This is a genomic window from Thalassolituus sp. UBA2590 (assembly GCF_002339775.1).
Taxonomy (GTDB): domain Bacteria; phylum Pseudomonadota; class Gammaproteobacteria; order Pseudomonadales; family Oceanobacteraceae; genus Thalassolituus.
Genome location: NZ_DDKU01000020.1, coordinates 1 through 22,752 on the forward strand (window position 1 = coordinate 1; position 22,752 = coordinate 22,752).

General features: G+C 52.1%; 20 protein-coding genes. 9 read left to right on the forward strand and 11 right to left on the reverse strand.

The genetic code is table 11. From position 1 onward, the window contains the following. Positions 1–153: 153 nt before the first annotated feature. From B2067_RS01560 to dapE, 9 genes are all read right to left on the reverse strand, one after another. Positions 154–297, reverse strand: a complete 144-nt coding sequence (locus B2067_RS01560) for a hypothetical protein (RefSeq protein ID WP_297532932.1) — start codon at positions 295–297, stop codon at positions 154–156. Positions 298–460: 163 nt separating this feature from the next. Then, positions 461–874, reverse strand: coding sequence for a type VII toxin-antitoxin system HepT family RNase toxin (hepT, locus tag B2067_RS01565; protein WP_301387254.1), 414 nt, complete (start codon positions 872–874; stop codon positions 461–463). A gap of 14 nt (positions 875–888) precedes the next feature. Further along, positions 889–1,290 carry a type VII toxin-antitoxin system MntA family adenylyltransferase antitoxin gene (gene mntA, locus B2067_RS01570; protein WP_301387255.1) on the reverse strand — a complete coding sequence of 134 codons (402 nt, stop codon included), beginning with the start codon at positions 1,288–1,290 and terminating at the stop codon, positions 889–891. A gap of 2 nt (positions 1,291–1,292) precedes the next feature. After that, positions 1,293–1,601: a nucleotidyltransferase family protein gene (locus tag B2067_RS01575; RefSeq protein ID WP_297532935.1), complete on the reverse strand. Its 309-nt coding sequence runs from the start codon at positions 1,599–1,601 to the stop codon at positions 1,293–1,295. A 224-nt stretch (positions 1,602–1,825) separates the two neighbouring features. After that, complete coding sequence (locus B2067_RS01580; protein ID WP_301387256.1) at positions 1,826–4,774, reverse strand: valine--tRNA ligase; 2,949 nt, start codon at positions 4,772–4,774, stop codon at positions 1,826–1,828. Positions 4,775–4,840: 66 nt separating this feature from the next. Continuing rightward, positions 4,841–5,431 (reverse strand): hypothetical protein, encoded by a 591-nt coding sequence (locus tag B2067_RS01585; protein WP_301387257.1) that lies wholly within the window; start codon positions 5,429–5,431, stop codon positions 4,841–4,843. Then, complete coding sequence (locus B2067_RS01590) at positions 5,431–5,868, reverse strand: DNA polymerase III subunit chi (RefSeq protein ID WP_068439921.1); 438 nt, start codon at positions 5,866–5,868, stop codon at positions 5,431–5,433. Before B2067_RS01590 ends, B2067_RS01585 begins: the two co-directional genes overlap by 1 nt. Then, positions 5,868–6,689 (reverse strand): putative RNA methyltransferase, encoded by an 822-nt coding sequence (locus tag B2067_RS01595; protein WP_301387258.1) that lies wholly within the window; start codon positions 6,687–6,689, stop codon positions 5,868–5,870. The genes B2067_RS01590 and B2067_RS01595 overlap by 1 nt, the downstream gene beginning before the upstream one ends. Beyond that, the gene (gene dapE / locus B2067_RS01600; RefSeq protein ID WP_068439917.1) at positions 6,689–7,816 is read right to left on the reverse strand and encodes a succinyl-diaminopimelate desuccinylase; all 1,128 of its coding nucleotides are present in this window, start codon (positions 7,814–7,816) and stop codon (positions 6,689–6,691) included. Before dapE ends, B2067_RS01595 begins: the two co-directional genes overlap by 1 nt. A gap of 152 nt (positions 7,817–7,968) precedes the next feature. On the opposite strand from dapE, the gene B2067_RS01605 reads away from it, so the two are divergent. The 9 genes from B2067_RS01605 to B2067_RS01645 all read left to right on the forward strand — a co-directional run bounded on the left by B2067_RS01605 (position 7,969) and on the right by B2067_RS01645 (position 20,410). Beyond that, positions 7,969–8,532, forward strand: coding sequence for a hypoxanthine-guanine phosphoribosyltransferase (locus B2067_RS01605; protein WP_068439926.1), 564 nt, complete (start codon positions 7,969–7,971; stop codon positions 8,530–8,532). Positions 8,533–8,659: 127 nt separating this feature from the next. Continuing rightward, positions 8,660–9,151, forward strand: a complete 492-nt coding sequence (locus tag B2067_RS01610; RefSeq protein WP_297532939.1) for a chemotaxis protein CheX — start codon at positions 8,660–8,662, stop codon at positions 9,149–9,151. Positions 9,152–9,260: 109 nt separating this feature from the next. Further along, on the forward strand, positions 9,261–10,157 hold the full coding sequence (locus B2067_RS01615) for a TetR/AcrR family transcriptional regulator (RefSeq protein ID WP_301387259.1): 897 nt from the start codon (positions 9,261–9,263) through the stop codon (positions 10,155–10,157). A 16-nt stretch (positions 10,158–10,173) separates the two neighbouring features. Beyond that, entirely contained in the window at positions 10,174–12,504 is a 2,331-nt protein-coding gene (locus B2067_RS01620; protein WP_068439912.1) for an efflux RND transporter permease subunit, read from the forward strand. Further along, entirely contained in the window at positions 12,501–13,283 is a 783-nt protein-coding gene (locus B2067_RS01625; RefSeq protein ID WP_068439910.1) for an outer membrane lipoprotein-sorting protein, read from the forward strand. The genes B2067_RS01620 and B2067_RS01625 overlap by 4 nt, the downstream gene beginning before the upstream one ends. A 9-nt stretch (positions 13,284–13,292) precedes the next feature. Beyond that, the gene (locus tag B2067_RS01630) at positions 13,293–14,534 is read left to right on the forward strand and encodes a hypothetical protein (protein WP_068439908.1); all 1,242 of its coding nucleotides are present in this window, start codon (positions 13,293–13,295) and stop codon (positions 14,532–14,534) included. A gap of 121 nt (positions 14,535–14,655) precedes the next feature. Next, positions 14,656–16,065, forward strand: coding sequence for a TolC family protein (locus B2067_RS01635; RefSeq protein WP_297532943.1), 1,410 nt, complete (start codon positions 14,656–14,658; stop codon positions 16,063–16,065). Beyond that, positions 16,062–17,249, forward strand: a complete 1,188-nt coding sequence (locus tag B2067_RS01640) for an efflux RND transporter periplasmic adaptor subunit (protein WP_301378418.1) — start codon at positions 16,062–16,064, stop codon at positions 17,247–17,249. The genes B2067_RS01635 and B2067_RS01640 overlap by 4 nt, the downstream gene beginning before the upstream one ends. After that, positions 17,246–20,410 carry an efflux RND transporter permease subunit gene (locus tag B2067_RS01645; RefSeq protein WP_301387260.1) on the forward strand — a complete coding sequence of 1,055 codons (3,165 nt, stop codon included), beginning with the start codon at positions 17,246–17,248 and terminating at the stop codon, positions 20,408–20,410. The genes B2067_RS01640 and B2067_RS01645 overlap by 4 nt, the downstream gene beginning before the upstream one ends. Before the next feature lie 12 nt (positions 20,411–20,422). Here B2067_RS01645 and B2067_RS01650 read toward each other — a convergent pair whose 3' ends face one another. Together B2067_RS01650 and B2067_RS01655 are read right to left on the reverse strand one after the other, a co-directional pair. After that, positions 20,423–22,003, reverse strand: coding sequence for a sensor histidine kinase (locus tag B2067_RS01650; protein WP_301387261.1), 1,581 nt, complete (start codon positions 22,001–22,003; stop codon positions 20,423–20,425). Between the two features lie 56 nt (positions 22,004–22,059). Then, a partial coding sequence (locus tag B2067_RS01655) for an efflux RND transporter permease subunit (RefSeq protein ID WP_301387262.1) occupies positions 22,060–22,752 on the reverse strand: 693 nt, incomplete at its 5' end.

Below are 22,752 nucleotides of genomic sequence, written 5' to 3' on the forward strand. Positions count from 1 at the left end.
CAAAACTGTGGGACAGCAGTGGCCTGTTGGCGGTTTCTTTGGTTTTATAGGTCGGATTACCGGTGTCAGCAATATAGAGCATTACGCCCGGGAACCCGTAGGCGGGTTGTTCCAACCCGTATCGCCAAAGCTTCGCGTTTAGCTCCTACAGGATTAGCTCTGCTGGTCTGAAGCGTTTTTTGCAGAATCGCCATCAATATCGTGAATCTTTTTGAGCATGTCGTCTGCTAACCACTTGGCTTCGGCAACGACTTCTGGCTTTTCGTTTTTGATGATGTCTTCGAGAGTTCTGTTCATGGTTCACGCATCTCTGACGTGGTGTTTATATTTTGAACAGTTTAACCGAGAGAGCGGTGTTTGCAAAATAGGGCTTTAGATGATGAGGCCCGAGGTGGACAGTGCCCACTTTGCGGAGGTGAGCACGGCGCTGGGCTCCCGCCTTCGCGGGAGTGACAGACTTCTAGCTACCTAGTGCAACTAATTCTTCTTGCGCGAAGGCAACGAGCGAGCTGTATTCGTTCTCGCGAATCAATTGCTCGATTATCTCTGGGTTGATGTTGAGGTAGTCGTGGACGAGAGCGTTTCGCATACCGATGATTCGCTTCCAGTTGATGCTTTTCATAGAAGCTACGTCATGCTCAGAAAGCCGCTCGAAAGCTACATACGCGTTGTCAGGAGCAGGATAGCCGAGTTGTTTGCATCGGTGCTTGGCGATGCCGATGCAGGCCTCGCCCAAAGTTTGGATTAAGCGTTCGCTGGCTTTTGCTTCGTATCGGCTCATTGGGCGTTCGTTGAGAATTGTTGTAAGACCTTTGAGGTCAGCTTCAATTTCCGCAATGTGCGCTTTCATTGAAAGCAGGTAGGTATTTTCCATTGCTAATTCCCGGTTTAACCAAACTGTTGATAATGGTGAAGGTGATCGATCTCCCACTTCGACATTATTTTTCCACTGACTTCAAATTCATGAGCAGGGTTTTTATTTACGAGCAGTTTCCCGGTTTTCAAAACTGACATGGCAAGTGGTACGGGCCCATTTCCCAGGTCTAATAAGGAAAGGCTGCCTTCTGGTAACTCCAGTTTATTAGCCCAGTCGATAGCCAATATCTCAGGTCTCAGACGTCGGGCTACGACGTCAATGTCGGTATTTTTGAATATCACTGCCAGATCAATGTCGCTGTTTTCCTGTGCAGATCCTTTGGCGTGAGATCCGTATAAATAGAGCGTATCTACCTCGTCTGTTGCATTGGCAAGTTTAATTATGTCTGGCAGAAGCTGATCAAACTTACCCATGTTCACACCCTTGCTGATGAGAGCACATCAACACGGTCCTCTGTGATGTATGGCTTCAGCTCTTCGCGGACTGCTTTCTCTGTGACCAGGTCTACAGGGCTACCCAGGGCTTCTTCGAGGTAGAACTGTACACCGAAGAATTGTTTGGACGTGGCTTTGCCATCGAAACCGACGAGGATGTCGATATCGCTATCCTCGCGGGCATCGTTACGTGCCGTTGAGCCAAAAAGCGCGAGCGTAGTCAGGCCGTACCGTTCCTGAAGGACGGGTTTGCAGCGGGACAATATGTCGAGTGCCTGTTCGCGGTTCATATACTTAGCCGATGTACGTGTTTTGATCAGTTTAACCGACAGGGCGGTGTTCGCAAAATAGGGCTTTAGATAGGGTAGGCCGTAGGCGGGTTGTTCCAACCCGGTTCGCCAAAGCTTCGCGTTTGGCTCCTACAAGGGATGGCAGTAGCCTGAAATAAGCGAGGTATAAAAAACGCCAGGTCTTTGCAGAGCTGGCGTTTTTGTTTTCAGAGCAGCTTCGCTGATTACAACGCTTTGATCTTTTCGATCTGGTCGTTGAGTTTGGCGATATCACGCTCAAAGCCGGCGGCTTTTTCTTTCTCTTTTTCGATCACGACTTCTGGTGCTTTATCAACGAACCCTGGGTTACCCAGTTTGTTCTGTACGCGCTCCAGGTCTTTGCCGAGTTTGTCGATAGACTTGGTCAGGCGTGCCACTTCTGCGTCTTTGTCGATGAAGCCAGCCATGGGTACGAGTACTTCCATGTCGCCAACCAGCTGGGTGACAGACATTGGTTCTTCGTCGCCTTCGTTCAGCCAGGTCAGTTTGTTGAGCTTGGCGAGTTTCATCAGGAAGGCCTGGTTTTCTTCAGCGCGGCGGAAGTCGTCGTCGCCGCCGTTTTTGAACAGCAGTTCCAGTTCAAAGCCTGGGGCGATGTTTTTCTCGGCGCGGATGTTACGTACGGCGGTGATGACGTTCTGCAGCCATTCGATGTCGGCTTCTGCACCTTCGTCGATCAGTGCTTCCTGTGGCTCTGGGTAAGCGGCGAGCATGATGGTGTCGCCTGATTTACCAGCAAGGTCTTTCACCTGATGCCAGATAGACTCGGTGATGAATGGGATAATCGGGTGCGCCAGTCGCAGAATGGCTTCGAGCACGCGTACCAGAGTACCGCGGGTGCCACGCTTCTCTTCTTCAGTCGCGTTCTCATCCCAAAGTACCGGCTTAGACAGCTCTAGGTACCAGTCGCAGTATTCGTTCCAGATGAATTCGTACAGCGTCTGTGCGGCCATGTCGAAGCGGTACTGGTCCATATGACGGCGTACTTCGCTTTCGGCGCGCTGCAGGCGGGAGATGATCCAGCGGTCTGCCAGTGACAGGGCGGCATCCTCTCCGTTCACTCCACACGCGGCTTTCATGGCGTCGGTGATTTCGATCAAGCCACCATCTGCATTTTCAACGGCTTCTTCGCCGGCCACAGACAGCATTACGTAGCGTGAGGCGTTCCATAGCTTATTACAGAAGTTACGGTAGCCTTCTAGGCGCTTCATGTCCCAGTTGATGTCACGGCCAGTCGAGGCCATGGCTGCGAGGGTGAAGCGCAGGGCGTCGGTACCGTGTGGCGCGATGCCTTCCGGGAATTCTTTTTTGGTGCGCTTGCCGATTTTCTCAGCCAGTTGTGGCTGCATCATGTTGCCGGTGCGCTTTTCCATCAGGTCGTCGAGGGAAATACCGTCGATCATATCCAGCGGATCGAGGACGTTACCCTTAGATTTCGACATCTTCTGGCCGACTTCATCACGGATAAGGCCCGTGACGTACACGGTTTTGAACGGTACTTGCGGTTTGCCATCGTCGTCTTTAATGAAGTGCATGGTCATCATGATCATGCGCGCCACCCAGAAGAAGATGATGTCGAAGCCGGTGACCAGCACGTCAGTCGGGTGGAAGTCGAGCATGCGCTTGGCGACCTCTGGGTCGTCCAGGTTTGGCCATCCAAGAGTGCCGAAGGTCCAGAGGGCAGAGGAGAACCAGGTGTCCAGTACGTCTTCGTCCTGTACCAGTTCAACGTCGTCAGCCAGCTTGTTGGCAGCGCGTACTTCGGCTTCGTCGTGACCAACGTAGACGTTACCTTCTTCGTCGTACCAGGCCGGGATACGGTGACCCCACCACAGCTGACGCGAGATACACCAGTCCTGAATGTCGCGCATCCAGCTGAAGTACATGTTTTCGTAGTTCTTAGGTACGAATTGAATGTCGCCGTTCTCAACCGCTTCAATCGCAGGCTTCGCCAAGGTTTTGGCGTCGACGTACCATTGGTCAGTGAGCATCGGTTCGATCACCACGCCGCCACGGTCGCCATACGGCACTGTGAGGTCGTGGTCTTTGATTTCGTCGAGCAAGCCCGCTTCTTCAAAGTCAGCAACGATGGCTTTACGCGCGGCGAAGCGCTCCATGCCACGGTATTTTTCTGGAATGCTGGCTTTTACGTCTTCGTTCACACTGCCGTCGGTGTTGAACACCTGTGGCACGTCACGCACGTCGGCGTTGAAGGTCAGAATATTGATCATCGGCAGGTTGCAGCGCTTACCGACTTCATAGTCATTGAAGTCGTGTGCTGGGGTGACCTTAACGGCACCGGTACCTTTTTCCATATCGGCGTGTTCGTCGCCCACAATCGGAATACGACGGTCGACCAACGGCAGAACGATGTCTTTACCGATCAGGTCTTTATAGCGTGGATCTTCCGGGTTAACTGCCACACCGGTATCACCCAGCATGGTTTCTGGGCGAGTAGTCGCAACAACGATGTAGTCCTTAACATTGCCTTCGTTGTCGGTGTAGGTCAGACCATCGGCAAGCGGGTAGCGCAGGTGCCACATGTGACCTTTCTTGTCTTTGTTTTCGACTTCGAGATCAGAGATGGCGGTGTGCAGTTTCGGGTCCCAGTTGACCAGACGCTTGCCACGGTAGATGAGGCCGTCTTTGTACAGACGGATAAACACTTCCTGAACGGCCTTATAAAAGCCATCGTCCATGGTGAAGCGTTCGGTGTCCCAGTCGACTGAGTTACCCAGTCGACGCATCTGGCTGGTAATGGTACCGCCGGACTGCTCTTTCCATTCCCAGACTTTATCGAGGAATTTCTCACGGCCAAGTTCGTGGCGGTCTGGCTGGTTTTCAGCGGCGAGCTTCCGTTCAACAACCATCTGAGTAGCAATACCTGCGTGGTCAGTACCGACCTGCCACAGTGCTTTCTGCCCCTGCATACGCTTGTAGCGGGTGAGGGCGTCCTGGATGGTGTGCTGGAAGGCATGACCCATGTGCAGCGAGCCGGTAACGTTCGGCGGCGGGATCATGATGGAGTAACCGTCTCCATCAAGGCCTTCCTGATACGGTTTGAAGTAACCTTTCTGTTCCCACTCCTGATACCAGGACTGTTCAATTGCGCTGGGCTTGTACGTCTTATCCATTACTCGCTGCTACTCATATCGGACTTGAAAAAATGAGCAGCAGTATACCGGAATTGAACGCGGCCGTCAGAGGTCTTCTTTGTTGTTGAGCATGTCGCGTACGCGGGCACGAAGGCGGCTTTTAACCATGGGTATCAACTCTTCAACGAGTTCATCGACCATGCGCTCACGCTGGAGCAGGGAGGTCAGCGACGCTGTGGTTTCGGCCATGTTGGCATCCAGCTCAGCACGCTTTGAACTCAGTGCTGTTTCGCTGGCACCCGGGGTCGGCGTCATTGTGGGCGTTTCGGTTTCCTGGCCGCGATTGATCTTGTCGAGAATCTGATTCAGCGGGCTCAGGCCACTGGGAGGCGTTTGCTTAGGTACTGGTTGAGGTGCTTCAGGTGCGCGCTCAACAGGAGGCTGCGGCTTTGGTACTGCACGCAGTGATGCTGGCTGAGAGGCGACGTCATTAACTGTTGGAATATCCGTAACCGTCGGAATGTTGCTGAGATCAAGTTCAGCAGGTTCGTTGACGGTGGGGATGTTTCCGTCGAACAGGTCATCCAGAACCGGAATGTCATCCGCAGAGGAGCCAGATGAAGTCGGGTTATCAAGCACCCGTTGCAACATCTCGAGTTCGGCCAGAAGGTCTTTAGGCTCTTCCTTGTTTTTCATCAGCTCATTCTCATATCGTTGTGCGTCACCGGATATCCCCGATCTTTCAGAAACCGGAAGTGTTGGCGCGTGTAGGCCAGAATATCGTCTTTCTGAACGACAATTTCTACCAGTCTTTCAAAACGGCTGAAAAAAGCCGGTAATTCAGCGCTCAGGTTAATAATGACATCGTGGTGATGTCCGGGTTCCTGAGCCCAACCAATGCTTACCGGGCAGTCTACAGGTGCGTCTTTGGCTGTCAGCAGCGCGTGCGGTACAAAGGCGTCTGCACGGAATTGCCAGAGCATATCATCGAGTTCTCTGGCTTTCTGCTCATTGTCCACCTGAAGCAGGATTTTATGACCTTTCTGCTGAATCTGTTCTACCAGCCTACAAGCGAAGAACCACTGATCATGGTCTGCCTGGCCACCTAGTATGTAGAAGTCTGCTCGGGTCATTACGAATCTTTCTGCCTGCGGAACCGGTGTAATACTACGTCGATTTCGAGTGTCAGTGAATCAATTGTCTGGAGTTTTTCTGCGCGTTCCGGACTTACCTTCCAGCGATGCGGTGTCATATTGAACAATGCGACCAGAGGATCACCACCGGGCACCGTTACTTCGTAGGTCAGCTTTTGCTCATCGACGGCGATGAACCTGGCATCTGCCATCTTTGCAACCGGCGAAAAACTCTCAGCCTTAACCTCATCGTAGATGACTTCCCGCAGTTGCATCAAATGCTGCGGCCCGGTGTTCACGGTAATGATTTCACCGTCATCCGCGAGGGCATGATCCAGGCCCTGAGGCATGAGTGGGGTAAACAAGCTGATGATGGTCTTTATACTGCGGGCGGAAACCGGAGGCCGAGCGCCACTGGCGACCAGCCAACGGATATCTTTTGTACGTCGGCACGCCCCTTTGATGGCTTCGCGGGAGATATCCAGACCGATGATTTCACACCCGGATTGCTGCTGGAGGCGATGAGTGTAGTAACCCTCACCGCAGCCTATATCAAGCACGGGGCCTGTCTTCACCAGCGCATTCAGAGCGTCTGATATCGGTTCATAGATACCCGAATCCAGAAAGGCTGTACGCGCCCGGACCATATCTACGTCATCTCCCGGATTCTTCGATTTCTTCTGGTTGACCAGCAGCAAGTTTATGTAGCCCTGTTTCGCTGTGTCGTAGCTGTGGCGGTCAGGACACTGCCACTGCTTACCATTGGCAGTCAGTGGCTGTTCGCATTTCGGGCAGATAAGCCCGGAGGCAGAGTCTTTCATCAGGCGAGTAATTCAACCAGCATTGCTTCGTAGATGTCGGTCAGTGTGTTCAGATCATCGGCGCTGACGTGTTCATTGACCTGGTGGATGGTCGCATTGATCGGGCCAAGCTCGACTACCTGAGCACCCGTCGGTGCAATAAAACGGCCATCGGAAGTTCCGCCTGATGTTGAGAGTTCGGTCTCGCGGCCAGTGACGTCTTTAATTGCTTTAACAGCAGCTTCGACTAAAGCGCCTTTGTCTGTAAGGAAAGGCTGTCCACTCAGTTTCCAATCAATGTCGTATTCAAGACCATGCTTGTTCAGAATCGCTTCGGTACGTTCTTTCAGAATCTCTGCGGTCAGTTCAGTCGAAAAGCGGAAGTTAAATACGACTTCGCAGGTACCCGGTATCACGTTAGTAGCACCGGTACCCGCATTGATGTTTGAGATCTGGAAGCTCGTCGCAGGGAAAAAGTCATTGCCCTGGTCCCATTCTTCTGCGGCCAGTTCTGCTAGAGCCGGAGCGGCAATATGTACTGGGTTTTTCGCGAGGTGAGGGTAGGCAACGTGACCTTGTTTACCTTTGACCGTAAGGACGCACCCAAGAGAACCACGACGGCCGTTCTTGATCACATCGCCCACGAGCGTCGTTGAGGATGGCTCGCCAACAACGCACATATCGATTTTTTCGTTGCGGGCTTCGAGGGTTTCAATGACTTTTACGGTGCCATTATGTGCCGGGCCTTCCTCATCGGAGGTGATCAGGTAAGCAATCGAACCTTTGTGGTCAGGATATTTTTCAACAAAGCGTTCTGTGGCGACGAGAAAGGCTGCCAATGAACCTTTCATATCCGCGGCGCCACGGCCGTGCAGCATACCATCGATGATTTTTGGCTCAAACGGCGGGTTGTCCCAGTTGGCTTCTGGGCCGGTAGGTACCACGTCTGTGTGTCCGGCGAAGCAGACGACAGGCTGACTGTTGCCTTTTCGCGACCAGAAGTTATCTGTATCACCGAAGCGTAATGGCTCGTTGTTGAATCCGAGAGCGGCAAGGCGCTCCATCATCAATGCCTGACATCCTTCATCTTCAGGTGTGACGGATGGGCGGGCGATCAGATCAACGGCAAGTTGCAGCGTCGGTGTCATGGTGATTCCTGCGTTTTTGATGTTAGTTGTTGTGATTCAGAGGCGTGAATCATATCACACAGGGGGTGTATGAGGCGTTTGTTCGCTTGCCGCGAGTACATCTGGCCCATACCATAACAGTCTCTTTACAAATGTATGTGGACTTAGAACTTATGACTGAGAGCCTTTCGCGCGAGCAACTTAATACCGTGATGGATGAAGCTGATCTTCTGAAAAGCAAAGAAGAAGTCGAAGCTGCCCTTGATTCTCTGGCGGCTGACATCACAGCGCGGCTGGCAGACAAGATGCCTGTGGTTTACAGCATTATGAATGGTGGACTCGTGGTTGCTGGACAACTGCTGACCCGGCTGAAGTTTCCTCTGGAGCAGGGGTATATGCACGCGACCCGCTATCGTGGGGAAACCTCGGCTCAGGCTGATCTTCAATGGCAGGCGCCACCATCCGTGCCCATGGATGGCCGTACGGTTCTGATCATTGATGATATCTTCGATGAAGGTTACACCCTCGAGGCAGTCGTTGAGGCCTGCAAAGCTCAGGGGGCGGCGGAAGTTCTCACTGCGGTTCTGGTGGATAAACAACACGATCGTAAAGCACCTGGTATGGAGGTCGACTTCGTCGGTCTTGAGGTAGAGGATCGCTATGTCTTTGGTTTTGGTATGGACTATCGCGGTTACTGGCGCAACGCACCCGGTATATATGCAGTGAAAGGACTTTGATTAAAAAATAATCAGTCGATTTCTGATCTTGCCAGCCCTACAACGGCTGGCACCTCCGCAATAAGTAAATCTTTCCAGCAAGGCCAATCAACTCGACTACACTGAGAGTGCGGAGGTGGCCGATTTTATGAATGTTCAATTCATCAATCCCTTCATCGAGACGATTAGCAACATTCTCGCAACCATGGCATCCATGACGTGTGAGCATGGCAAGCCATACCTCAAAGAAGACGAAGATCCCCTGGGAGTTGTCACTGGACTGATTCCTATGGAGGGTGATGCGGTCAACGGTTCTCTCGCTATCAGCTTTAACGAAGACACCATCATTAAGATAAGCAGTAGTATGCTCGGCGAAGAAGTCGCGGAGTTTGATGATACCTGCAAGGACCTCACAGGCGAACTGACCAATATGCTCTCTGGTGGTGCTCGTAAACTGCTGTGGGAGGGTGGCTACAGTTTTGAGATGGCTACGCCGCGCATGCTGACCGGGGACTCTCCAGTGGTTCATCACGTTGAGGGCCCGGTAGTCGTTATTCCTTTCGATACAAAAGCGGGTGAGTTCTTCATCGAAGTTGTCATCGGCAGCCGTCTTAAGCGTGCTGAGGTTGCTGGCGCATAGTTGCAACAGACTGTTACAAACGAAGCAATAAGTGTCTCTTTTTGTGCGTTTGATTCCCTCTGTTTAATGTGTAATATGACGATTCGTCAAAAATGACGGATCGTCAAAAATGATTATATTGCACACAGCGTTACAGACCTTGAAAGGTCTGTTCTTCAACTTACAACCCTACTGCCCCTTTCAGCAGTGGCGGATGGCGGGTTGCCCGGATTCGACGGTCATGTTGATGGAAGACATGTCGCCCAAGACTTCCCCTAAGGCACCTGAGCCCGTAAAGCCTGAGCGCACCCCTCGTCAGGAAGAAAAGTGGCATAAGCGCGAAAATACATTGCTTGATCACGTTCAGTTCATCATTGATGACGTCGGTTACGCGCATTTCAATATGGATCGTCTGGTCCGCGCCAGTGATGTCTCCAAGGGCACCGTCTACAACCATTTCACCAGCAAAGAGGATTGCCTTGCAGCGCTCTGTTGCCGCGGGATGGAAGAACTCAAAGATATGTTCTTGCGCGCGCAGGCATTCGATGGAAAGCCACGAGAGAAAGCGCTGGCGATTCATTATGCCTATCGTCTGCACATGAAGCTGCACCCGGTTATGTCGACCGCACTGGTGACGGCTCGGACGGCCGCGTTTGTGGAGAAAACCTCACCTATGCGTGCTGCGAAGGTTCGTCATAATGATGAAACCCTCTTTGCCATAGCCTTTGAAGTTATTGATTCTGCGGTTCAGGCCGGAGACCTTGAAATTACAGAGGACCTGGATGCCACCGTAATTACCTTTCTTACATGGTCGACCTCTTATGGAATCAATTTATTAGAAGACACCGGTTTTGAGCAGACCATCGGTGATCTACTTGAAGAAAAGAACATCGCTTTAATCGGAGCGAATGTGCTGATGGATGGCATAGGCATGAAGCCTTTGTCGAAGGATTGGGACTATCGGGCGACCTGGCAGCGCATTGCTGAAGAGGTGTTCCCGGAGGAAAGTCAGAGAGCTTCGCTTTAATTCAGGAGAGCGCACTATGCGTCAATGGGTAGAAAAACTGGCAACGGAACGTGCATGGCTGGTGATTGCCGCGCTGATTATTGCGGCTCTGGCCGCAGCAGCAGGTGGTGGCAATCTTTATTTTCGTGGAGATTACAAAGTCTTCTTCGAAGAAGGGTATGGCCCGCTGAATGATTTTGAAGAGATGCAGAAAATCTTCAATAAAAGCGACGGTATCGCGGTATTAGTGGTGCCTGAATCGGGCGAAGTGATCGACGAGACTATTCTGACCCTGATACAGGAATACACAGAGGAAGCCTGGCAGACACCGTTTTCCAGCCGTGTAGATTCTCTGACCAACTACCAGAATACATGGGCCGAGTACGACGATATGATCGTCGAAGACATGGTGCTCTATCCTGAAGAGCTAACGGAAGACGACCTCAACCGAATTCGTGAAACCGCGCTGGCGGAGCCATCTCTGAATGGTCGGATTATCTCGCCTGATACAGAGGTCAGCCTGATCAATATTACGCTGCAATTGCCGGACGTAACTGACAACACTGCGAACGTCGCCAGTGTGATGGATTTTGTACGCGATCTGAGTGCGCAATTTGCCGAGCGCTACCCGGATATTGCTTTCTATCACACCGGAATTATTCCGATGAATTACAGCTTCGCGACGGAAGGCCAGAAAGATATGTCGACTCTGGTTCCTGCGATGTTGCTATTGATCATAGTCTTGCTGGCGGTTCTTTTGCGCAGCGTGCTGGCGATGCTCGCCACTGTCGTTGTTCTGGTACTGACCATTATGGCCACCATGGGGCTGGCTGGATGGATGGGTTTTTTCCTGTCGACGGGGACCATTAACGTACCGATTGTGGTTCTGACTATTGCGGTGGCGGATTGCGTTCATGTGGTAGCGACCATGCAATATGGCATGAAGCAAGGTAAGAGCAGAAAAGAAGCCGTGCGCTACAGCCTCGAGTTGAACTGGATGCCAATTTTTATTACCAGTGCGACGACCGCGGTTGGCTTCCTGACACTCATGATGTCGGAGTCTCCTGTATTCGCTGACTTCGGATTTCTTTGCGCTATGGGTGTGATGTTAGCGTACGTGATGTCTGTCACTCTGTTCCCTGCTTTGTTGTCGGTGCTGCCGGTCGGAGCGGGTGGCCGCGTCGACGATAAAGCGCCTGCGATGGCTCACTTTGGTGATTTCGTGATTCGTCACCAGACGCCTTTGTTGTGGGGCGGTGTCGCTGTAGTTGCTGTATTAAGTGCACTGGCGATGCGTAATGAAATTAACGATGTCGCAACAGAATACTTTGCTGAATCGACGGCGTACCGTCAGTCGGTTGAAAAGCAGGCCGATACGCTCTCAGGTTCACAGTCTATCGATTGGGCCATGTACACTGATGAGGCCGGCGGTATCAGTAATCCTGAGTTTATTGCAGTGATGCGCGATTTTACCGAGTGGCTTGAACAGCAACCGGAGATTGATCACGTCAGTGGCCTGTCGGATACCTTTAAGCGCCTGAATAAAAACATGCATGCGGACGATCCTGACTGGTACAGAATTCCAGACGATCGTGAGCTGGCAGCGCAGTATCTGTTGCTCTACGAAATGTCATTACCGTACGGACTTGATCTGAATAACCAGGTTAACGTGGATAAGTCTGCAGTACGAATGACGTCGATTCTGAAAAATCTGGGAAGCGTTGAGATTATCTCGCTTGAGAACCGCGCCAAAGACTGGATGGATGCAAATGCTCCCGGTATCCGGCTGACTGCTGCCAGCCCTTCAGTGATGTTCTCTCACATTGGTGAGACGAATATGAAGAGCATGATTCTCAGCATGATGATGGCACTGGTGATTATCTCAGGCATCCTGATTTTTGCTTTACGGTCGCTCAGGCTGGGTGTGATCAGCCTGTTCCCGAATATTACTCCAGCACTGGTTGGTTTCGGTTTCTGGACCTTTATTTCTGGTGAAATAAACCTGGGCCTTTCTATCGTCAGCTCAATGACTCTTGGCATTATTGTCGATGATACAGTGCACTTTCTGAGTAAATATAAGCGTGCACGTATGGAGGGAATGATGACCGAAGCGGCAGTGCGTTATTCGTTTATCAACGTTGGCCGTGCTCTGCTGATCACCACTCTGGTTCTGGTCCTTGGCTTCTCTATGCTGGCGTTCTCAGCATTCCGCCTGAACTCAGACATGGGTATCGCAACGTCGTTGATTATTCTGATCGCACTCATTATTGATTTTCTCATCCTGCCACCCATGCTGTTGTGGCTGGATAAAGATAAGCCTGAAGCAAACGCTGAAGAGCAGACATCCCTAAAAGGAGAACACGCATGAAACTGATAACTACACTCGTGACGGGACTGGCATTGGTTGCACCTTTCGCTATCGCTGATGACGGTGGCCGAGGCCTCGAGATCGCTAAGGAGCGTAAAGCGCGGGACACCGGCTGGGGCGATTCTCAGGCTGAGATGACTATGATTCTGCGTAACTCACAGGGGGAAACCTCTGAACGGAAAATGCGCCTGAAGAATTTTGAAATCCAGGACGACGGTGATAAAGGCCTGACGATTTTTGATGAGCCTAAAGATGTCAGCGGTACGGCGTTTCTGAGCTTTTCTCACAATACGAAACCTGATGATCAGTGGCTGTATTTACCCGCACTGAAGCGTGTTAAGCGTATTTCTTCCCGCAACAAGTCAGGCCCTTTTATGGGCAGTGAATTTGCTTATGAAGATATGGGGTCGTTCGAGCCTGAAAAGTACGAATTTACTTATCTGCGCGATGAGCCATGCGCTGAGGATATGACGTGTCATGTGGTAGAAAGTGATCCGGTGGATAAATTTTCTGGCTATACCCGCCAGATCAGCTGGATCGATACCGAGCACATGCGCGCGGTAAAAACGGAATACTACGATCGTAAAAATACATTGCTGAAAACACTTGAGCTGTCTGAGTGGAAACTCTACAAAGATAAGTTCTGGCGTGCGCACAAGCTGGATATGCAAAACCACCAGAATGGCAAGAGCACGACCATCATCACGCACGGCATTGAGTTTGATACCGGGCTGAGCGAATCGGATTTCAGTCAGGCATCGCTTAAGCGTGCTCGATAAGGCAGTAATATGAAAAAGCTACTTCTGACAGTGTCTGCGTTGCTGGCAGGCGCGGGGGCTTCCCCTCTGGTGAGTGCGCTCGACTTGTCGCTTGAGGCGGGTATTGAAGGACGTCGCTTCCTGGAGTCCGGTGCTTACAGCGGGCAGGTCGATGATCAATGGTCACTGACGTTGCAGCCTGAAGTCGTCTGGGATGCAGAATCTGGCAACGGTCGTTTCACTTTCGTACCTTTTTATCGCAAAGATTTTGCAGATGATGAGCGAACGCACGGTGATATCCGTGAAGCCATGTTCATGACGTGGAATGGCCCATGGGAGCTGCGCGCTGGTATAGGTAAAGTATTCTGGGGCGTTACTGAGTCTCTGCATCTTGTTGATGTCATTAACCAGACAGACTATGTAGAAGCCATTGATGGCGATCAGAAACTGGGTCAGCCAATGATCCAGGGGATCTGGTTGTCTGACGTTGGTACCTGGGAGGCCTTCGTACTGCCCGGCTTCCGGGAACGTACATTTCCGGGCGAAGCAGGGCGCTATCGCACCGAGCTTCTGGTCAGCGGTGATGCTGAATACCAGGCCGACGAAGAGCAGCAGCATGTTGATCTGGCGGCACGTTGGTCTTACGTTTCTGAGCTGAACGGGTATCCACTGGATCTGACGGCGTCTGTATTCCGCGGTACATCGCGCGATCCTTTGTTGGCTCCTCAGGTGGAAGTCGTCAACAGTGTGCTCACGCTGACTGAGCTGGTGCCGTACTACGCTATGCAGAATCAGATCGGTTCTACCATACAGTTTGCGCCTGAAGGTTGGTTGCTTAAGGCAGAACTGTTGTATCGCGATTATCAGCTTGATGCCTTACCGGGTGGGATAGAGGTCAAAGATCAGACCGCAGCCGTTGGTGGTTTTGAATACACTCTGGTTGGCCCGTTTGGAAATGCGGCTGATCTTGGCTTACTTGCCGAGTATCAGTACGACAGCCGTGGTGCAGAGTATTCTGACGCCCAGAATGATCTGTTCTTAGGCACGCGTTATGTTTTCAATGACATGGCGTCGAGTGAAATTCTTGCGGGTATTACACAAGATCTCGATTATACGGGCACTCGTTTATTTCTGCTGGAAGCCAATACCCGGTTAAATCCGTCGATGACGATTGATGCGACTATTACTTTGGTAACAGCAGAGGAGGAGTCACTTGCGAGCATTTTCCGCCGAGATGATACCTTCGAAGTGGCGCTAAACTTTTTCTTCTGATGCCATTCTGCACTGGCGGCCTGTCGAGGGCCGTCAGAGGCGGTAAAGAAGGGTAAAATGCAATATCAGTCGCTCTGCTGAGGCTCTATCATTGGGCTCAGATTATTATGGAGCTTCTTCCGTGAGCGGCCCCCCTTCCTACCTCTCTGGCCGGTCGACAAGACTGGCATCCCGGCTACTTCTGCTTTCTTCTGCCGTCATGGCAGTGCAGGGGTGCAGCAGCGTTGCTGTATCAGAACCTGACCCCATCGTTCTTCCCGATACCTTCACTGATCAACAACAGGTCTTACCTGCGGTCGATTGGTGGACGACGTTTAACGACAGTGAACTGAATGAGTACGTCAATGATGCTCTGCAAGGCAATTACAGCCTACAGGCTGCAGAGGCGCGTTTGCGTCAGAGCCTGGCACAGTTACGGGGCTCGCGCAGTGATTACTATCCGGAAGTTAATGCAGAGCTTGGAAAAAGCCGGCAATGGACCAGTGAAGACTCAACCACGGATACCTGGTCAGCCGGCTTAACCGCCAGTTATGAAATTGACCTATGGGGTGGCATTCGTGCGGGAGCAGCTCAGTCCCGCTTCAGTGCCGATGCCAGTGAAGCGGCGTATCGTACGTTGGCTAATACAGTAGCGGGTGAAGTCTCGACCTATTGGTTGGGGTTGCGTGTTCAGGCCGGAAAGCTGCGTCTTCTCGAAGACCAGAAGCAACGTCTCGCAACTGCGCTTAAGGTAGTCGAAGGTCGTAAGCGTCGCGGTCAGGCAGCACTGACAGATGTCTGGCAACAACAGCAGCTGGTTGAGTCACTGAGTGTTGATATCATCGAAGCTGAAGCACAGCGTGATATCTATCTGCAACAGCTTGCTCTCTGGCTGGGTCGTGGGCAGGCGCCTATAACGGCTGATATGGTGTCTGACCTGACGCCAGTTCCTCAGCCTGATATGGCACTGAATAACGTTCCTCTGGAAGCCCTGAAAGCACGCCCGGATGTTCAGGAAGCGTACGCCAGGCTTCAGGCGGCCAGTGCCGGTGTGGCGGTTGCCGCCGCGAACCGTTATCCCCGTTTTTCCCTCTCAGCAAGTTATCGCGATAGTGACGCAGACTTCAGCCAACTGTTTGATAACTGGGTCGCCAATCTTGCCGGCTCTCTGGTGTTGCCGATCATCGATGGCGCCGGTCGTCGAGCAGAAGTCGACCGGCAGAAAGCAGCGGAGCAGGAGGCTCTGGCAGATTACAGTCAGACCGTACTTGAAGCCGCTCAGGAAGTTCAGCAGGCGCTGGTAGAAGAGCAGCGGTACCTGAAGACGCTACAAAGCCTGACGGACCAACTTGAACTTGCACGAAAAACTCTCGAGCTACAGGATTACTACTACGCGCGTGGTCAGATTGATTTTCTCGATCTGCTCAACGCCCAGCAAGAACTCCTGAGCCTCGAATCCCAGCAATTGACTGCCCGCTGGAACCTTACTCAATCAAGAATTCAATTATACAAAGCCGTTAGTCACGGCAGATTCGGAGAAACCGACGCATGACCGATCGTAAGAAAAACCTGGCATTAGCCGGTGTCAGTATTCTTATTATTCTTGCGAGTTTCGGCGCGTGGAAACTCATTCAGGATACGGCGCCTAAGCCGGGTAAAAAAGAGCGGGAAAAAATAGCGCGGCTTGTAGATGCAGAGCCGCTTGAGAAAGTGGCTTCCCGTGCGTCGTGGCAAACTGGCGGTGCGGTAACAGCGTCCGACAGTGTGACTCTGGTTGCTCAGGTAAGCGGAAGAGTGGAACAGGTCTCAGCTCAGGCGGTGCCCGGTGCGCTGTTAAAAAAAGGCGCGTTACTGGCGCAGCTTGAGAAGGGTGATTATGAATTAGCACTGGAACAGGCTCAGGCAACACTGGCTCAGGCGAAAGCGGCACTGGCAATTGAAGAAGGGCAGGTCAGCCTTGCTCAGGAAGAGTACGCACTTTCAGGCACCGAACTGTCGACGTCCGACCGTGCGCTGGTTCTGCGTGAGCCTCAGCTTCAGGTTGCTGAGGCCGATATGGCCAGTGCTGAAGCTGCTGTAAAACAGGCAAAAATTAATCTGGCTCGTACCGAAATCCGTATGCCATTTGACGGTCGCTTAAGTTCGCGCGCGGTCAGCCCGGGCAGCTATGCCAGTGCCGGTAGCGAACTCTTTTCGGCCGTTGCAACTTCTGAGTTCTGGGTCGAAGCGAAACTCCCGCGATCTTTCTTGCCGCTTCTGGATCGTGATCACGAGGTGATCGTATCTCACTCCGCCTGGGGTAAGAAAACCCGGACGGCTTCTATTCTGAACGTGCTACCGGGTGTCGATAGTGGTGACCGTCAGGCGCGCGTTATTTTATCACTCAAGAGCCCTCTGGACCCAGAGTATGGCCCTATCGTTCTGGTGAATGATTTTGTCACACTGACGCTGGCGGGTCGGGAGTTTGACGATGCCTATCAGGTACGTCGTGATCGCGTTAATGACGACGGCAGTGTTTGGGTAATTAATGACCTGAAGCTACGCAAACGACAGCCCGAACTTCTTTATTCCGGGCGTGACTTTGTTTGGTTCTCTGGAGGCTTTGGGCCGGGCGATCAGCTGCTGGCCAGTCAGGTTGATGCCGCGGTTGAGGGTATGCCTGTGCGGGTTTCAGGGCAGAATACTGATCTGAATCTAGGCCAGAAATCTGACGGATTTGCAGGAGATCAGCCATGATCAATAAGGCTGGGCCAGTTTCCTGGATGGCGCGACATGGGGTTGCGCCCAATCTGCTGATGGCATTTCTGATCATTGGCGGAATTCTGATGTCGTTGGCAATTCGTAAGGAATTTATCCCGAGTACTGAAGCCGATTATGTTTCGGTGAATGTTGCCTATCCGGGAGCGACGCCTTCAGAGATGGAGCAGGGCGTTGTCTTACCGATTGAAAATGAACTGACGGGCCTCGATGGCCTGAAAGAAATTACGTCGACGGCTGCTCAAGGCGCTGCCCGTGTTTCTGTCGAGATTGAGAACAGCGGCGATCGTCAGAAAGCGTATCAGGATATTCAGCAGGCAGTCAGTAACATCAGTAGCTTTCCGGCGGGTATCGAGCGTCCTGTAGTTAGTTTGTCCGGCCATTCTATTGATGTTATGGACATCAAACTCTTTGGCCCTCTGAGTAAATTTGAACTGAAGAAGCTCGCCGAGCAGATACGTAATGATTTACTGGCGGCGCCAGAAATTACCAACGTTGAAGTTAAAGGTACGCCTGATGAAGAACTGCACGTTGAGATCTCTCAGGCAACACTTGAATCTTATGGCCTGACCCTTCAGCAGGTGGCGAATACTATTGCTGCCAACGCCATCGAGCAGAGCGCCGGTACGGTTCGTACCAGTGGCGGCGATATTCTGCTGACGCTGGATAATCGTATTTATTGGGCGGATGAATTCAGTAAGTTGCCTGTGATCAGTGATGACTCTGGTGTGCTTTTACAGCTTGGTGATATCGCTACTATTTCTGATGGCTTTGGCGATTCCAACCGTGAAGTGACGTATAACGGTAACCCTTCCATCGGACTGGATATTTACCGCAGCGAAAACCAGACGCCTTTCACCGTTACCGAAGCCGCGTATCGGCAAATGGAAGAAATCAAAACCCGATTACCTCCGGGCGTTGAACTGATCGTTACGGATGACGATGGTGAAACGTATAACCAGCGTGTCGGCCTTTTAATGAAAAATGCCGCCATTGGTCTGGTGCTGGTTCTTGTATTGCTGAGTCTGTTTCTGGAATATCGTCTCGCCTTCTGGGTGACGATGGGTATCCCAACGGCGTTCTTAGGCGCCTTGCTGTTAATTCCAGCGGCCGACGTATCCATCAATATGATCTCGATGTTCGCCTTTATTATTGCGCTCGGGATTGTCGTTGATGACGCCATTATCGCCGGTGAAAATATCTTTGAGCATATGCAGCAGGGCATGGCATTTCCTGATGCCGCAGTGCAGGGGGCGAGAGAAGTCGCCGTGCCTCTGGCATTCGCCATTCTGACCAACGTCGCAGCATTTTTACCGATTCTTGCGTTGCCGGGGATGATGGGAAAACTGTTCCTTGCGATCCCCGTGGTTGTTATCAGCTGCTTCCTGATATCTTGGATTGAAGCTCTGTTCATTCTGCCTACACACCTTGCGAATTTGAAAAAGAAGCCGAAAGATGCGCCACTGAACTTTCTGGAAAAAATTCAACGGAATGTCGACAGTAAGCTTGGTTACTTCATCAACGAAATTTACCAGCCGATATTACGCCGTGCAGTTCGTGCGCCCGGCCTGACCTTCGCAGTAGCATTTTTCTTTCTGATGATCGCGATGGCATGGGCTGCAAGCGGCCGCATGGGCTTCAGCATGTTCCCGCGTCTTGAGGGTGAGTTTGTTGTTGCTACGGTCGAACTACCGTCAAATGCACCTCTGCAACAGGCGACGGATGTGCGCAAAAAACTTGAGCGGGATCTTCGCACCGTTGTTGCGCCATTCGAAGCTGACGGGACTGAGTTCTTATTAAGTATTGAGGGCGACGTCAATGGCACCAGTGTAGAGGTCGAAGGGCAACTGGTTGACTCAGATGCGCGACCAATTCCTGCAGCAGAACTGGTGAATTTATGGCGTGAAGAAATCGGTGAAATTGCGGGTATTCGTAGCCTGACATTTGACTCTGAGCGCGGCGGCGGCCCTTCTGGGGGCGCGGGCCTGACGGTCGAGCTTCGTGGTAGCCATACCGATGTTCTGGAGCGAGCCAGTGAAGATATGGCGAATGCTCTGGCGGGTATTACTGGGGTTAAAGACATTGCGAATGGATTTAACAGCGGGAAGCCTGAGTGGGATGTGGAGTTGACCGATCAGGGGCGCAGTCTGGGGCTTGAGGCCGACGATGTGGCGGCACAGATTCGGGCGGCGATATACGGCTCGCGTGCATTACGTCAGCAGCGCGGCAACAGTGAAGTTACGGTACTGGTGCGTTTGCCGGAAGAAGAGCGTAGCCGAGCCGCGGATATTGAGCGCTTACGTATTCTGACGCCGTCTGGAAGCTACGTACCTCTGGCAGAAGTCGCGATACTTGAGAAGGGCGTATCGCCGTCATCCATATCACGACGCAACGGTCGCCAGATTGTGAACGTAACGGCGAACGTCGAGCCGAGAGAACAGGTGCCTGCGGTAATGAGTTTGTTGCAGGAGAGTATTTTTCCGGACATGCGTTCGCGCTATCCCGGCGTTGATTTCGGCTTCCAGGGGCGTCAGGCTGAAACTCAGGAAAGCATGTCGTCACTCAAGCTTTATGGCTTTTTCTCTATGCTGCTGATTTATGTCTTGCTGGCGATCCCGTTCAGAAGTTACTCGCAGCCTTTGCTGGTGATGGCGGTTATTCCCTTTGGTGCTGCAGGCGCCTTATACGGCCACCTGATGATGGGGTATGGCCTCAGCGTGATGAGTATTATGGGGATCGTTGCGCTGGCGGGTGTCGTGGTCAACGACAGCCTGATTCTGGTCGATTTTGCTAACCGGCAGCGCCGAGACAAGAAAATGAACGCGCATGACGCGATTATTTCGGCGGGCATCCGTCGTTTCCGACCGATTCTGCTTACAACACTGACGACCTTTGGTGGACTTGCGCCTATGGTGTTCGAGACTTCGCGTCAGGCGCAGTTTATTGCACCCATGGCGGTATCTCTTGGGTTCGGCATTTTGTTCACGACCTTCGTCTGTCTTCTGGTTCTGCCAGCGCTCTACATCATGTTAAGTAACGTGCTGGATAAGCTGGGATTGAGTGATGTCGAAGGTAATGATTCGGCGGAGAATAGTGAGTTCGCTGATATTGAGCCTCAGGACGCGACAGTAAAAGCCTGATCGCGCAAGAAATCAGTAAATAGCCTGGCGGCCTTTATCGCGCCGCTTGGCTTTACTGATTGGCATGACCATGCGGAAGTGCACACCGGTGTCTGACGGCTCTATACTGATATCGCCCTTCATGCGCTGTTTGATAATGTTGTAAACCAGATGCATACCCAGTCCAGTACCACCGTCGCTGCGGCAGGTCGTGAACATTGGCTCAAATATTCTTTTCGCAGCTTCACGGCTGAGGCCGATACCGTCGTCCTGATAATCCATGATCAGGTTGTCTGAATCTTCTTTTATCGTAATGACAACAAGGCCCTCAGCCCGACCTGAAAAACCATGTTTCAGAGAGTTTGTGATGAGGTTAGTCAGTATCTGAGTGATCGCTGTTGGGGATGCCTGTATGCAGATATCCGCAGGGCAATTAACCCGGATTTCGTACGGGTGATTACGCAACATAGGCGACAGGCTGCGCAGCAGATCAGAAATAGTTTTGTGAATATAAATCCAGTCGTTGTCATCATTGATATGACCCGCTGAGACTGATTTAAAACTCTTCATCAGGCTGGTGGCGCGACGCAGATTTTCTCTCAGCAGTTCAAGACTCTCAGAAACCCGCGACCATTCTTCCGTTTTGGCCAGTTCCGGATACTCCGAGATGACCGCCTGTACGTCATTACGAAGACACGACTCCATCGTCAGACATAAGCCCAGTGGCGTTTCGATTTCGTGACCGATGCCAGCAATCATGCCGCCGAGCGCGGATTGTTTTTCCGCTTCGATCAGTTGGGACTGAGTGGTGTTCAGTTCGTCGACGGTCTGATTGAGCTGTGCAATGGTTTCTGACAGGTGCTCGGTACGTTCCTCGACCCTGTCTTCAAGCTCGGTGTTCGCTTTACTTAACTGATGTTGAGCCAGTTTGTTGCGCTCAAGCTCCTTAATCAGCTGCTCGTTGAGTTCACGAAAGGCCACCATCAGTTGATCGACGTCGTCCATGGAACGGCTTGGGCTGATATCGACTGGCGTCAGAATGCCGTGTTCGATCCGGCTGTGTACAGCCCGTGCCAGCTTGGTGATGCGCCGCGTGACAATCTGATGGAGTACGAGCACCAGGGCGCCCGCGAGTACCAACAGCAGCAGGAAAATACTGCCGATATAGGGCGAGGCATTCTCTAGCGCTTTCAGCCAGGGACTGCCATTGAAATACGCAACACTGAGATCGCCGACCAGCAGTTCGTCGTAGTAAACCGGGATGCGGGTAACGTGCGAATGGTATGGCCGTGTACCGGCCTCGGCGCTGAAGTTCTCTGTGTCGACGGCGCGAACATAAGAGACACCCGGGTCTCCCTGTAAACCGGCTACAAGCAGGCGTAGCTGCTGTTTGTCGTACTGCCAGAGAGCGTGGGCAATAGCGGGTTTGAAGGTGTTAGTGATGCGCATCATTTCCTGATGCTCACGCTCAATCTCACGTTCAAACTGAATGCTGTAGAGCAGGGTGCCGGCAATGCTGCCAACGAGGGTCAGCGTCAGGCAGATATACAGAAACATCCGGCAGACGATGGAGCGTCTGCCGGATGTTGAGATCTTCTGGGGTTCTTGCCTCACGCTGGCTCTTTCTTGCAATACTGGGACTCGCTTCCTGTTATCCCCCGGCGTAACGCTTACCCGTTATCGCTGGGCTGGCTGGTGAGCTTTCCACGCATGGCACTGAAGTAAAGCAGCGGAATCACAACCAGAGTCAGAACTGTCGATACCAGAATACCAAAAATCAGCGAAATCGCGAGACCGTTGAAGATAGGGTCATCAAGAATAAAGAACGCGCCAATCATAGCCGCAACACCTGTCAGTGCAATGGGCTTCGAACGCACGGCCGCAGAGTGCACGACGGCGTCTTCGAATCGCATGCCTTCACCTGTTTTCTGGTTAATAAAATCGACCAGCAAAATAGAGTTCCGCACAATGATGCCGGCCAACGCAATCATCCCGATCATTGAGGTGGCAGTGAACTGGGCACCAAACAGGGCATGCCCGGGCATGACACCAATGACCGTTAATGGAATGGGCGCCATGATAATGAGCGGTACCAGATACGACCTGAACTGCGCGACCACAAGCAGGTAAATCAGGATCATGCCAATACCGTAGGCAATACCCATATCCCGGAATGTTTCATAGGTTATCTGCCATTCGCCATCCCACTTCATTTCGATCGTATCGGCCATGGGCGGTTGCTGAATAAACCATTGCTTCCAGTGCAGGTTGTGCTCTGGCATAACCATGGCGATTGAGAATAAGCCATAGAGAGGGCTGTCCAGCTCGCCAGCCATATCTGCGGTCACGAAGACTACTGGCTT